This is a genomic window from Flavobacterium sp., from assembly GCF_040383245.1.
In the GTDB taxonomy this organism is placed as follows: Bacteria; Bacteroidota; Bacteroidia; order Flavobacteriales; family Flavobacteriaceae; genus Flavobacterium.
Window position 1 is genome coordinate 74,665 of record NZ_JBEIDX010000004.1, and the last position, 13,637, is coordinate 88,301.

Here is a 13,637-nt window from a genome sequence, read left to right on the forward strand (position 1 = left end):
AACTCCAAACTATATAAATATGCAACTTCCTAAATTTGTAATAGCAGATAATTCTGATTTTCCTGAAGATATTTTCATCATTCATTTAGATTTCCCTCGATTCATTATTAACTTAAAAGATGACGAAGTAGAATTTTTAGAAGACCTTGAAGGTGAAGATGAAACCGAATTAGAAGCCGAAATGGAGCATTTAATTACTCTTGCCGGTGAGTTTTATGATAAAGAAATGAAACTTTACGAAGAATAGTTTTTTATTTAGCGTAAGCTTTTAATAAATTTATAGCAGCTGCAAAGGGTGATATTTCATCATTTTGCACTGCTTTTTTATTTTTTTCTAATAGCTTTATGATTTCAGGATGGTTGTAAAAATTAGATTGTAATTGCTCGTTAATCGTTTCTAACATCCAATACTGATTTTGATCGTGTCTTTTTTGTTCAAAATAGTGGTTGGTTTGTACCAAGGTGTTGTATTCAGAAATGGTGTTCCAAACATCGGCAATTCCTTCTTTTGTATACGAACTACACGTGGCAGCCGTTGGTATCCAACCCGATTTTTTCGCAGGGAATAAGTGCAAAGCACGGTTAAATTCGGTTTTTGCTAATTTGGCTTTATTGATGTTATCACCGTCTGCTTTATTGATGACAATAGCATCTGCCATTTCCATAATCCCGCGTTTGATCCCCTGAAGTTCATCTCCAGCCCCCGATATTTTCAGAAGTAAAAAGAAATCTACCATGCTGTGAACGGCAGTTTCACTTTGTCCAACCCCAACAGTTTCAATAATAATGGTGTCAAATCCTGCTGCTTCACAAAGTATTATGGTTTCACGCGTTTTTCTTGCAACTCCACCTAGGGTTTCACCTGAGGCGCTAGGTCTTATGTACGCATTTTCATCTTTAACCAATTCTTCCATTCGGGTTTTATCTCCCAAAATACTTCCATGCGAAATGGTACTACTTGGATCTACCGCCAATACGGCAACTTTCTTTCCAATTGAAGTCAGGTGCTTACCAAATGCTTCAATAAAGGTACTTTTTCCAACTCCAGGAACCCCAGTAATTCCTATTCGAAACGATTTATTTGCATGAGGTAAACACGCCTGAATAATAGTATTTGCCTTTTCGGTATGATCTGGATTCGTGCTTTCAACCAAAGTAATTGCTCTACTTAAAGCTGTTTTGTCTTTAGCGAGAATTCCGTTAATTAGTTCTTGAGCAGAAGGTTGGTTTCGGCGCAATTGCTGAATCACCTCTAGTGATGAAGTACTTACACTTGGAGGGGGATTGACACCGTCTACTTCAGTTAACGCCGATTTTTTAGAGTTTTGTTTCAAATTATTGAATTTCTAAATACAAATTTACATAAAAAAATAGCCCAATAATCAATATTCCTATCTCAATTAGTAATTATTAATTGTCTATTGTCAATTATTTATTATTTTTACTATTCAAATTTACAACATGCAAATTAACGCCGAAATTCTTCAAAAACTAGCCAATATTGTTGGTGATGCCTATATTTTCACCGATCAAGAAACCCGTAATCATTATGGTCACGATGAAACCGAAAATTATGTTTTTCCACCAAGTGTAGTCGTGAAACCTGCTAACGCAAAAGAGATTTCTGAAATATTAAAAATAGCAAACGATTATAAAATTCCAACTACTCCAATTGGTGCAAGAACAGGGTTAAGTGGAGGTGCATTGAGTATTTATGAGGGCATCGGACTTTCAATGGAGCGATTAAATAAAATCATTGAAATTGATGAGCAAAACTTACAAGTACTAGTTGAACCTGCTGTTATTACTCAGGTTTTGCGTGAAGCAGTTGCCGAAAAAGGCTTGTTTTATCCAGTTGATCCAAGTAGTCAAGGTAGTTGTTGGATAGGCGGGAATGTGGCTGAAAATTCTGGTGGTGCGCGTGCCGTGAAGTATGGGGTTACCAAAGATTATGTACTGAACTTAGAGGTGGTGTTGCCAAACGGAGAAATTATTTGGACTGGAGCTAATACTTTGAAAAATTCTACAGGATATAATTTAACGCAATTGATGGTGGGTAGCGAAGGAACGCTTGGTGTAATTACCAAAATTGTATTGAAGTTACTTCCACAAAATACTCATAATATTTTAATGCTTGTTCCTTTTTATCATGCTAGCCAAGCATGTGAGGCAGTTTCGGCAATCTTCAGAGCCGGAATTATCCCAAGTGCATTGGAATTTATGGAGCGTGATGCGATCGATTGGACTTTAAAATTTGTTGACGGATTAAATGTTCAAGTAAAAGAAGATGTGCAAGCCCATTTACTAATTGAAGTTGATGGTAATTATCCTGAAATTTTAATGCTTGAAGCCGAAAAAATAATGGGAGTGGTAGAGGAGTTTGAAATTGACGAAGTGCTTTTTGCAGATACCGATGATCAAAAAAATGCTTTATGGAAAATGCGCCGTTCTGTGGCAGAGGCTGTAAAAGCAAATTCTATTTATAAAGAAGAAGACACCGTTGTGCCAAGGTATGTTTTGCCCGAATTATTACAAGGTATTAAAAATATTGGTAAGAAATACGGATTTCAATCCGTTTGTTATGGGCATGCTGGAGACGGTAACCTACATGTGAATATTATTCGAGGGACACTAAGTGAAACCGATTGGAAAATAGAAGTTCCTAAAGGAATTAGAGAGATATTCGAATTAACGGTTTCGTTAAGAGGAACACTTTCAGGAGAACACGGAATTGGATATGTACAAAAGAATTTTATGGATATTGCTTTTTCAAAAACACACCTCGAATTAATGGAACGAATTAAATATGTGTTTGATCCAAATAATATTCTTAACCCAGGTAAGATTTTCCCGGATAGTTTATGATTAATTTCTAATTGTCATCCTTAATTTTTCCATTCTTTCTTTGCGATCGTCAATGTACTTTTTGTACTTTATTTTTTGATCCGCATTGAGAAAGGTGTTTATTGTTCTATCTGTTTTTTCATTTATTGCATTCATTTCTTTAATTTTATCTTCGTCTGAAGCTTCAGACTTAGAAACTGCAAAAATGCTTTTAGAACTTGCTTCTATTTCTTTTTTTATTACAATCATTTGAAGAGCGTCAAGATTAAGTTCTTTTGCAATTTTTTCAATGCTTTTTGCTAAGTTTTCTTCTCTTTCTTTTTCTATGTCTTCTGAACTTTTATTTCTTCCGTAATTATTTGTATTTTGAATACTTTGTTGGTTTTGCATTTGATTCATTCCTCCGCCCATCATACCACCGTTCATACCACCGTTCATTCCGCCAAATTGAGCCATGCCTGAATTAAATCCAAAAAAAAGTAAAAATAATAATAGGGTTATTTTTATTGTTTTCATAATATATTTAATTATAAATTAGGTTCACCATATAAATCATATTCTGTAGCATCAATAATTTTGATTGAAACAAAATCTCCAGTTTTTAAATAAAATTTAGAAGCATCAATTAATACTTCATTGTCTACATCGGGGCTGTCAAACTCAGTTCTTCCTATAAAATAGGTTCCTTCTTTGCGGTCAATAACACATTTATAAGTTTTTCCTATTTTCTCTTGATTCAAATCCCAAGAAATTTGCGATTGTAAATCCATTATTTCGGCAGCACGCGCTTTCTTTACATCTTCCGGTACGTCGTCTTCAAGAACATAAGCGCCTGTGTTTTCTTCGTGTGAATAGGTAAAACAACCCAATCGCTCAAATTTCATTTCCTGTACCCAGTCCCGCATAATTTCAAAATCTTCTTGTGTTTCACCAGGATAACCCACAATTAAGGTTGTTCTTATCGTTATTCCAGGAACTGCTTTTCTAAATTCTTGAAGCAATTTAGTGGTTTTTTCTTTTGTAGTTCCGCGTTTCATCGATTTCAAGATGCTATCTGAAATGTGTTGCAACGGAATATCAATATAGTTACAAATCTTTGGCTCGTTACGCATCAATTCCAATACATCCATTGGGAAACCAGTAGGGAAGGCGTAATGCAAACGAATCCACTCAATCCCTTCAACTTTAACAAGGTTTTCTAGTAATTCGGCCAGATTCCGTTTTTTGTAAATATCTAATCCGTAATAAGTCAAATCTTGAGCAATAAGAATCAATTCTTTTACGCCATTTCTAGCCAATCCTTCAGCTTCTTTAACCAATTTTTCTATTGGTTGCGAAACGTGTTTGCCACGCATTAAAGGAATAGCGCAAAAACTACAAGGACGATCACAGCCTTCGGCAATCTTTAAATAAGCATAATTTTTCGGAGTTGTAGTCAATCGTTCTCCAAGCAATTCGTGTTTGTAGTCAGCGCCAAGTGCTTTTAATAAAAGCGGTAATTCGGTAGTTCCAAAATACTGGTCTACATTCGGAATTTCCTTTTCTAAATCGGGTCTGTATCGTTCAGATAAGCAGCCGGTAACAAATACTTTATCTACAATTCCATTGGCCTTTTTATCGGCATATTCTAATATGGTGTTTACCGATTCTGCCTTAGCATTATCAATAAATCCACAGGTGTTTATCACCACAATATTACCTTCTTGCTCGTGTACAACATCTTTACCACTTGCCTTTAATTGCCCCATTAACACTTCACTATCGTAAGTGTTTTTAGAACATCCAAGCGTAATCACATTGATTTTATTTTTCTTTACCGATTTGGTTCTCATACCTAATTTTAATTGGGTAACAAAATTACAGTATTTATTTTAAGGAGCGAAACTTTAGGGAATTTTTGGTTTCCTTTTTCCCGCTTTCGCTTTTAGTCTCGTTCCGTTCCTCCTCGAGAGCTATCAGCTCAATCGGGGCTAGGCATTATTCATTGTGCATAAAAAAAAACCATCCGAAGAACGAATGGTTTTAAATATAAAATTTATTTATTACAATTCAAATAAAAGTGTCACGCTTATATTGTTGTTTACAGCATTAATTCTTGCTGCATCGGTTAATCCTTGAGAGAAAAATTGTTGATTGTAATCGCGTTTAGCATAGGCATAAGCAACATCTAATTTTGTATATCCAAAGTTGTAACCAAAACCTGCTGAATACCCTGTTAAATCTCCAATTGTAGTCTTGTTTTTAAAAGGACTTTGTTCCCAACGGTAACCTCCACGAAGGCTCACTTTTTTTATTTTGTATTCTCCACCAATTCTAACTTCACTTGAAGTGGTCAATTCATTAGACATAATTGAATTTGTAGAAGAAAAATCTTGCTTTGGTCTGTAAGTGGTGTTTGCATAATTTTTAGACGCAATATCAAAACTTATTAATCCTCTTTTTCCAAAAATATATGCAAAACTACTAGTTAATTTACTTGGTGTTTGTAAATTATAAGGTACAAAAACCATTGTGGTGTTGGGGTCGGTCACTACAGTAGAATATTGATTAACATTTGGTGTTGCACTTAAGCCATAACCCGATGTAGAAATTCTTTGATTTAATTCATCAGTTAAGCGATACCATGTTGGTGATTCATATGAAATACCAACTCGCAATTCTTTCATCGGTTTAAATATTGTTCCAATTTGAAACGAAAATCCGCTACCATAAGTGTATAAATCATTATTAAATCGAACCGCATCTACAGTAGATCCTGTTGGGTACTTTGGATTATTGTTCGATTCAAAAAAACTACTAGATTGACGGTAGTCTAAAAAATGGGAATTTAAGTTTAATCCAAACAACCATTTGTCGGTGTATTGCCCGGCAAAGTTAAAAGTAGCTTTACCGTTGTACCCATTTGAATGAATTCTATTTTCTTGGTAGTAATTACCACCAGCAGCAATGTTAGTATAATAAGCAGTATTGTTTCCAGTATTCGCATTAGGATCAATAATATATGAATTATAGCCTAAATAAGCTTGCTGTTCGTTAAAATACAATTCATCATAATAGAAATTAGAGCCATCAATATTTGCTAACGGTACTCCATTAGCATAACTTAAAAAATAGTTACCTACTGAATTAATTGGATTTGTACCAGCTGAAAATATATTATTATCCAAGTTTTTTGCATTTTCATAATTTATTGAAAAAGCAAATTTTCTCCAATCGCTTTTTTTATCTTGATTAATGAATGTAAAAACAGCTCCTGCTTGATTAATATCTAATGAATTTTTATTATTTGAGGTAGTTTTCCCAAAATAATTCGATTCATTACAGGTGTTAAAGTTTGATAAAGTTACACCAACCTGATTGTTAGAAAATATTAACGATCCTGCAGGATTAACATTTAAAGAAGAAAAATCTCCACCAACAGCTCCAAATGCTCCTCCCATTGCTTTAAATCGTGCGGTACCATTTAGATCTGTTTGAGCAAATCGAATCGCATCATAAATGTCTTGAGCATATATTGAATTAAGTGCTGTGCTAAATAATATAATTGCAATTAATTTTTTCATTTGTAGTTTAATTTTTAAAATCAATAATTATCTTCTTCCTCCGCCGCCGCCTGATCTTCCGCCACCAAAACTACCGCCTCCTGAAGGACTAGGAGAAGAGTAGGAAGGAGAAGGAGAATAGGATCTCGTGCCTGAGTTTGTTGATGATGGTGAATAATTTCGGGTTGTATTGTTATTGTTATAATTTGATCTAGTTGTATTGTTATTGTTGTAATTGGTTCTTGGAGGATTATTGGATCTAATATTATTGTTTGAATTATTATTCGATCTTGTAGAAGGTGTGTTGTAGTCTCTAGAACCAAATACTCTAGTGTTTCTTACTTCATTTGATGTATTTCTTCTTCCTCCGTTTGATACATTTCCTCTTCCTCCAGAGGTATTCCCTGGATAATTACTACCTAAACGATTAGTATTTCTTCTTCCTCCAGAATAAGCGTAATTATAACCTAAATTACCATTGTTCCAACCCATGCCCCAATTAGGCCCATACCAGTTATTCCATCCCCATCCCCAATTAGGTCCATACCAGTTGTTCCAGCCCCATCCCCAATTATTTCCATACCAACCATTATTCCATCCCCAATTGTTCCATCCCCAATTATTTCCATACCATCCATTATTCCATCCCCAATTGTTCCATCCCCAATTGTTAAAAGCCCAACCATTATTCCACCCCCCGTTATCATAAACATTAATTGTTATATTGTCTGAGCTATTTGAACCCCAACCAGCATAATTTGAATTAGTAACTACTTCAGGCTGTTTTTGAACCGAATCTTGCGCAGAAGAATAGTTATCCACATTTGTAAAAACCTCATTGTCCTTACTTAAATTACTAAAGTACTCTTTATAATAACCACTATTGTTGGATTCGACTTCTCTTGGTTTTTGATTGTCGCTAGATCCATATACGCCGTCATTATCATAATAGGAGATGTTTTGGTAGGAACCACATGAAGTTGCTAACAAAGTTAATATCCCAAAAAGCATTAAAATAGAGATATTTGTGCGAGAAAAATAAAATGTTTTCATAAGTATAGCGTTTTTATTGTTGTTCATTACAAAAATAGTTAGTTTTGCGGAACTATTTAGTTAAAATAAGTTAAACAATTTTTGTGCCAAACTAATTCTCATGAGTAAGAACTTAACAAAGCGATCGGAAGACTATTCCAAATGGTATAATGAACTTGTGGTTAAAGCAGATTTAGCCGAAAACTCTGGTGTTAGAGGATGTATGGTTATCAAGCCCTACGGCTATGCTATTTGGGAAAAAATGCAAGCAGAACTAGATCGAATGTTTAAAGAAACCGGACATAGTAATGCCTATTTTCCATTGTTTGTTCCTAAAAGTATGTTTGAAGCAGAAGAAAAAAATGCAGAAGGTTTTGCTAAAGAGTGCGCTATTGTTACCCATTATAGATTAAAAAATGACGAGGACCGACCTGGAAAATTAATGGTGGATCCAAATGCGAAGTTAGAAGAGGAGCTTATTGTTCGACCTACCAGTGAGGCAATCATTTGGTCTACTTATAAAGGATGGGTCCAATCATATAGAGATTTACCTTTATTGATTAATCAATGGGCAAATGTGGTGCGATGGGAAATGAGAACTAGATTGTTCTTGCGTACTGCTGAATTTTTATGGCAAGAAGGCCATACTGCCCACGCAACAAGATCGGAAGCTATCGAAGAATCAGAAAAAATGATGAATGTCTATGCTGATTTTGCTCAAAATTTTATGGCTATCCCAGTTGTAAAAGGAATAAAAACAGAATCGGAACGATTTGCTGGTGCCGAAGAGACTTATTGTATTGAAGCATTAATGCAGGATGGAAAAGCGTTACAAGCTGGAACTTCTCATTTCTTAGGTCAGAATTTTGCTAAAGCATTTGATGTGAAGTTCGCTAATGCCGAAGGTAAACAAGAATATGTATGGGGAACTTCTTGGGGAGTTTCAACAAGATTAATGGGCGCATTAGTTATGACACATTCTGACGATAATGGTTTAGTGCTGCCTCCAAATTTAGCTCCAATTCAAGTTGTAATTGTGCCTATCTTTAAAACAGATGAAGAATTTGATCAAATTTCTAATGTTGTTACTGACCTAATGACTGAATTTAAGAAATTAAATATTTCTGTTAAGTTTGATAATAGAACCACACAAAAACCTGGATTTAAATTTGCAGAGTGGGAATTAAAAGGAGTACCTGTTAGAATTGCCGTTGGACCAAAAGATTTAGAAAACGGAACATACGAAGTAGCTCGAAGAGATAATTTGACAAAAGAAGTGGTTTTAAAAGATACTGTGGTTACCTATATAAGAGAATTGTTGGAGGAAATCCAGAATACCTTATTCCAAAATGCAATAGATTATAGAACCAATCATATTACAGAAGTAAATTCATTTGAAGAGTTCAAGTCAGTATTAGAAAACAAGGGCGGATTTATTTCTGCGCATTGGGATGGAACTGCAGAAACGGAAGAAAAAATTAAGGATTTAACCAAAGCAACCATTCGTTGTATTCCATTAGACAGAAAAGAAGAAGAAGGGAAATGTATTTTTTCTGGAGGCAAATCAACTGGTAGAGTGCTATTTGCAAAGGCATACTAAAAAAAAATAAAAAAAAATACAACTACACTTGTACGAATAAAAAATAGTTGTATTTTTGCATCCGCATTTAAGCAGTAGGCCCGTTCGTCTATCGGTTAGGACGCCAGGTTTTCATCCTGGTAAGAGGGGTTCGATTCCCCTACGGGCTACAAAATAAATTATTTAAAAAAAATATATAAAATGGCAAATCATAAGTCAGCTTTAAAAAGAATTAGAAGTAACGAAAAGAAAAGAGTATTAAATAGATACCAACACAAAACTACTCGTAATGCTATTAAAGCACTTAGAGTAGCTACTGATAAATCAGATGCAGCTTCTAAATTAGCTGGTGTAATCTCAATGATTGACCGTTTGGCTAAGAAAAATATCATTCACGATAACAAAGCTTCTAATTTAAAATCTAAATTAACTAAGCACGTTGCGAAAATGTAATATTTTCATTTTTAAAATACAATTAAAACTTCCATTTCTGGAAGTTTTTTTGTTTTAATAAGTCCCGATATATCAAAAAAAGCATTTCTAATTGCTTAATAACATCTTAATTGATTATTAAAATGTAAAGTATTAGGTGTAAGATTTTTTTTGTCAAAATAAAGTGTACCTTTGCACCTCCTAAAAAAACAAGATGGAATCTATCAGAAACATTGCAATTATTGCCCACGTTGACCACGGTAAGACTACTTTGGTTGACAAAATTATGTACCACTGTCAACTTTTTCGTGATAACGAAAATACGGGTGACTTAATATTAGACAACAACGATCTAGAGCGTGAAAGAGGTATTACTATTACTTCTAAAAATGTATCTGTTGTTTATAAAGGTACTAAAATCAATATCATTGACACTCCTGGTCACGCCGATTTTGGTGGAGAAGTAGAGCGTGTATTAAATATGGCTGATGGTGTTTGCCTTTTGGTTGATGCTTTTGAAGGTCCAATGCCACAAACGCGTTTTGTTTTGCAAAAAGCAATCGACTTAGGTTTGAAGCCTTGTGTGGTAATCAATAAAGTAGATAAAGAAAATTGTACTCCAGAGGAAGTACATGAAAAAGTTTTTGATTTGATGTTTGAATTGGGTGCAGAAGAATGGCAATTGGATTTTCCAACGGTTTATGGTTCAGCAAAAAATAACTGGATGTCGGATCATTGGGAAAATGTTACGACTAACATTGAGTCACTTCTTGATATGGTAGTAGAACATGTTCCAGCTCCAAAAGTTTCTGAAGGAACTCCTCAAATGTTAATTACATCTTTAGATTTTTCTTCTTTTACTGGACGAATCGCTATCGGTCGTTTAGAAAGAGGAGTATTAAAAGAAGGGATGCCAATATCTTTAGTAAAAAGAGATGGTTCAGTGATGAAGTCAAGAATTAAAGAAATACATACTTTTGAAGGTCTTGGACGTAAAAAAGTTCCGCAAGTAGTTGCTGGAGATATTTGTGCAATTGTTGGAGTAGAAGGATTTGAAATTGGTGATACCATTGCTGATTTTGAAAATCCAGAAGCTTTACAAACTATTGCTATTGACGAGCCAACGATGAGTATGTTGTTTACAATTAATGACTCACCATTTTTTGGTAAAGAAGGTAAATTTGTAACTTCAAGACATATTAGAGAAAGATTGACAAAAGAATTAGAAAAAAACCTAGCAATGAGAATGGGTGAAACTGATTCTGCTGATAAATTCATGGTTTTTGGACGTGGAGTACTTCACTTGTCTGTTCTTATTGAAACAATGAGAAGAGAAGGGTATGAATTGCAAATTGGACAACCTCAAGTTATTATTAAAGAAATTGATGGTAAAAAATGTGAACCAATAGAGGAATTAACAATCGACTTACCGGAATCACTTTCTGGAAGAGCAGTTGAGTTTGTATCTTTCCGTAAAGGAGAAATGCTAAGCATGGAGACTAAAGGAGAGCGTATGATCATAAAATTCAACATTCCATCTCGTGGAATCATTGGATTACGTAACCAATTGCTTACTGCTACTGCAGGTGAGGCAATTATGGCACACCGTTTTATTGGATACGAGCCTTTTAAAGGAGAGATTTCTGGACGTAACAAAGGATCTTTAATTTCTATGGAAAAAGGGAAAGCTATTCCATATTCTATTGATAAATTACAAGATCGAGGTAAGTTTTTCGTTGAACCAAATGCAGAAATATACGAAGGTCAAGTAATTGGTGAGAATTCTCGTGGTGATGATATGTGTGTAAACGTAACTAAAGAGAAAAAACAATCAAATGTTCGTTCTTCTGGAAATGATGAAAAAGCAAGAATTATTCCGCCAGTTATTTTCTCATTAGAAGAAGCTTTAGAATACATTCAAAAAGATGAATATGTTGAGGTTACACCTAAATCAATTCGATTGAGAAAAATCTATTTGACTGAAACCGAAAGAAAACGTATCAAAATATAATTTTGAACTAATTGATATAAAAAAGTCCTGAGAAATCAGGACTTTTTTTATTTTACTTTACTACAATGTCATATTTCTCTAAAAGCCCTTTTAGGCCCTCCATTGAAAAAATGGCTTTCTTAATTTTGTTTTTTTCGGGATCAAATGCATAGTCGTAGCTGGTAGAAAAATCAGCTTTATTTGCAATGGTATCAATAAAAACCGCTCTTCTTAGATTGCAATTATCAAATAAAACTTCTGTTAAATCACTCGACATGAAGTCGGCTGCAATCATACTGCAATTAATGAACTTCATTTTTTTGAGCTTTAAAGCATAAAATTTGGCATAATCAAGTAAGCAATCGGTAAAGTGGAATTCATAAATGACTTGGTCGGTCATAGCAAAATTCACATTTGTAAAATTACATTTATTGAAAAATACCCCTCTCAAAGAAACATAATTAATCTTGGTGTCTTGAAAATTACAATCAAAGAAATTGCAATCAATGAAGGTTATGGTTTTAAATGTACAGTTTCTAAAATCGCAATTGTAGAAAGTGCAATTTTCAAAATCTTTGTATTTGGTGTTGTTGTCGTCAAAAATTTCGTTTCTAAATTCTTGATCTAATAGATAATCCGTGTGCATATTGATAATTAAGTAGGTAAAACTACTAAAATTAGCTTGATATAGGTCTTTATTTGTTGATAATTTTCTTTTTTAAGCCCATTCTATTTTAACAAAATTGGTACTTTTGAAAAACAGCAAATTAGAGAAAGCCCTAAAGATACTTTATGAATAAAATTAATCCTTCGTCGGTTTCAGAATCTGGTTTTTTTTATAAAAATCCGGCTCTGAAAATCAAAGAGTTTCAAGCGTTTTTAACTACTCGTTTCGGATTGATTTTTGCATTAAACATGCAATCTACTATTTTGTATTATTGGGTTTATTCACTAACAGATAGTAAATTATCTCTTGGTTTTGTTGGACTTGCCGAAGTAATTCCGGCAATTGGTTGTTCTTTGTTTGCAGGGCATTTTGTAGATCAAAATGAAAAACGAAAAATGATAGTCCGATGTATTTCAGGATATTTAATTACTGCAATTTGTTTATTTGCAATAGCGCTTCCATTTGTGCAAAAAGAATTTTCTGTTTCGGTATTAGTGGGATTGATTTACTTTTTTGTTTTTCTTGGCGGAATTCTTCGATCTTTTTTTGGACCTTCAATGTTTTCTCTTTTCGGATTAGTGGTTCCTCGAGAGCATTATCCCAATGCTACAAGTTGGAGTAGTATGTCCTGGCAAATGGGATCGGTATTGGGGCCATTAGCAGCAGGAGTTTTTATAGCTTCATTAGGAATTACGGCAGGACTCTTAGCGGTAATTGTTTTTGTGTTACTTATTTACATTCCGATATTTAAAATTACAGTTAAACCAATTTTAAAACCTGAAAAAGAGCCCGTTTTAAAAAGTATTAAAGAAGGCTTGAAATTTGTAATGAATACGCCAACTTTGTTGGCAGCACAATGTTTGGATATGTTTTCGGTTTTCTTTGGTAGTGCCGTTGCTTTATTACCTGTTTATCAAAAGGAGATTTTGCATGTAAACGAAATTGGCTTCGGAATCTTGCGATCTGCGCCAGGAATTGGTGCTTTAATAACTTTAGGTTTATTGGCGTTTATTCCTTTAAAAACAAACCCAGGAAAAAAATTATTTCTATGTGTTACCGGTTTTGCTTTGTCAATAATTGTATTTGGTATTTCTACCAATTTCTATCTTTCTTTTGCGATGTTATTATTGTCAGGAATGCTCGATGCGGTAAGTGTTGTAATTCGAAGTACCATATTGCAGTTGGTGACTCCAGATGCTATGCGAGGACGAGTTTCTGCAGTGAATACCATTTTTATAAGTTCTTCTAATGAGTTTGGCGACTTTGAAAGTGGGGTAATGGCCAATTGGTTAGGAACGGTTAGAGCGGTTGTAGTTGGCGGATGCCTTACGCTTGGAGTAGTTGCATTTACTTTTGTAAAAGTGCCCCAATTAAGACAATTTACTTTCGATAACAAAAAAGAAGAAGAGTAAAAATAAAAAACCCTCATAAACATAATTTATAAGGGTTGTTGTGACCTCGACTGGATTCAAACCAGTAACCTCTTGAGCCGTAATCAAGTGCGCTATTCAGTTGCGCCACGAGGCCTTTTTTGTGGGTGCAAATATAGGG

At 34.3% G+C, this 13,637-nt stretch carries 12 protein-coding genes and 2 tRNA genes; 7 read left to right on the forward strand and 7 right to left on the reverse strand.

Features of this window, described 5'->3' with window-relative positions; genetic code table 11:
• Positions 1–19 precede the first annotated feature (19 nt).
• A complete protein-coding gene (locus ABWO08_RS03205; protein WP_353083612.1) occupies positions 20–247 on the forward strand; it encodes a DUF8828 family protein in 228 nt (75 codons plus the stop codon).
• Positions 248–251: 4 nt separating this feature from the next.
• On the opposite strand, the gene meaB is transcribed toward ABWO08_RS03205, so the two are convergent.
• On the reverse strand, positions 252–1,334 hold the full coding sequence (gene meaB, locus ABWO08_RS03210; protein WP_353083613.1) for a methylmalonyl Co-A mutase-associated GTPase MeaB: 1,083 nt from the start codon (positions 1,332–1,334) through the stop codon (positions 252–254).
• 127 nt (positions 1,335–1,461) lie between these two features.
• Here meaB and ABWO08_RS03215 point away from each other — a divergent pair, with 127 nt between their 5' ends.
• Positions 1,462–2,865 carry an FAD-binding oxidoreductase gene (locus ABWO08_RS03215; RefSeq protein WP_353083614.1) on the forward strand — a complete coding sequence of 468 codons (1,404 nt, stop codon included), beginning with the start codon at positions 1,462–1,464 and terminating at the stop codon, positions 2,863–2,865.
• Here ABWO08_RS03215 and ABWO08_RS03220 read toward each other — a convergent pair whose 3' ends face one another.
• The 4 genes from ABWO08_RS03220 to ABWO08_RS03235 all read right to left on the reverse strand — a co-directional run bounded on the left by ABWO08_RS03220 (position 2,866) and on the right by ABWO08_RS03235 (position 7,439).
• Entirely contained in the window at positions 2,866–3,360 is a 495-nt protein-coding gene (locus ABWO08_RS03220; protein WP_353083615.1) for a hypothetical protein, read from the reverse strand.
• 11 nt (positions 3,361–3,371) lie between these two features.
• Positions 3,372–4,676, reverse strand: a complete 1,305-nt coding sequence (rimO, locus tag ABWO08_RS03225) for a 30S ribosomal protein S12 methylthiotransferase RimO (RefSeq protein WP_353083616.1) — start codon at positions 4,674–4,676, stop codon at positions 3,372–3,374.
• A gap of 210 nt (positions 4,677–4,886) precedes the next feature.
• Positions 4,887–6,407 carry an OmpP1/FadL family transporter gene (locus ABWO08_RS03230; protein WP_353083617.1) on the reverse strand — a complete coding sequence of 507 codons (1,521 nt, stop codon included), beginning with the start codon at positions 6,405–6,407 and terminating at the stop codon, positions 4,887–4,889.
• Between the two features lie 27 nt (positions 6,408–6,434).
• Positions 6,435–7,439: a hypothetical protein gene (locus ABWO08_RS03235; RefSeq protein WP_353083618.1), complete on the reverse strand. Its 1,005-nt coding sequence runs from the start codon at positions 7,437–7,439 to the stop codon at positions 6,435–6,437.
• A gap of 100 nt (positions 7,440–7,539) precedes the next feature.
• Here ABWO08_RS03235 and proS point away from each other — a divergent pair, with 100 nt between their 5' ends.
• From proS to typA, 4 genes are all read left to right on the forward strand, one after another.
• On the forward strand, positions 7,540–9,018 hold the full coding sequence (gene proS / locus ABWO08_RS03240; protein ID WP_353083619.1) for a proline--tRNA ligase: 1,479 nt from the start codon (positions 7,540–7,542) through the stop codon (positions 9,016–9,018).
• Positions 9,019–9,095: 77 nt separating this feature from the next.
• Positions 9,096–9,167, forward strand: a tRNA-Glu gene (locus tag ABWO08_RS03245).
• A gap of 31 nt (positions 9,168–9,198) precedes the next feature.
• Positions 9,199–9,450 carry a 30S ribosomal protein S20 gene (rpsT, locus tag ABWO08_RS03250; RefSeq protein WP_353083620.1) on the forward strand — a complete coding sequence of 84 codons (252 nt, stop codon included), beginning with the start codon at positions 9,199–9,201 and terminating at the stop codon, positions 9,448–9,450.
• A gap of 193 nt (positions 9,451–9,643) precedes the next feature.
• The gene (gene typA / locus ABWO08_RS03255) at positions 9,644–11,440 is read left to right on the forward strand and encodes a translational GTPase TypA (RefSeq protein WP_353083621.1); all 1,797 of its coding nucleotides are present in this window, start codon (positions 9,644–9,646) and stop codon (positions 11,438–11,440) included.
• 52 nt (positions 11,441–11,492) lie between these two features.
• Here typA and ABWO08_RS03260 read toward each other — a convergent pair whose 3' ends face one another.
• Complete coding sequence (locus ABWO08_RS03260) at positions 11,493–12,065, reverse strand: pentapeptide repeat-containing protein (RefSeq protein ID WP_353083622.1); 573 nt, start codon at positions 12,063–12,065, stop codon at positions 11,493–11,495.
• Between the two features lie 146 nt (positions 12,066–12,211).
• Here ABWO08_RS03260 and ABWO08_RS03265 point away from each other — a divergent pair, with 146 nt between their 5' ends.
• Positions 12,212–13,498 (forward strand): MFS transporter, encoded by a 1,287-nt coding sequence (locus tag ABWO08_RS03265; protein ID WP_353083623.1) that lies wholly within the window; start codon positions 12,212–12,214, stop codon positions 13,496–13,498.
• 41 nt (positions 13,499–13,539) lie between these two features.
• On the opposite strand, the gene ABWO08_RS03270 is transcribed toward ABWO08_RS03265, so the two are convergent.
• A tRNA-Arg gene (locus tag ABWO08_RS03270) sits at positions 13,540–13,613 on the reverse strand.
• Positions 13,614–13,637: the final 24 nt, after the last annotated feature.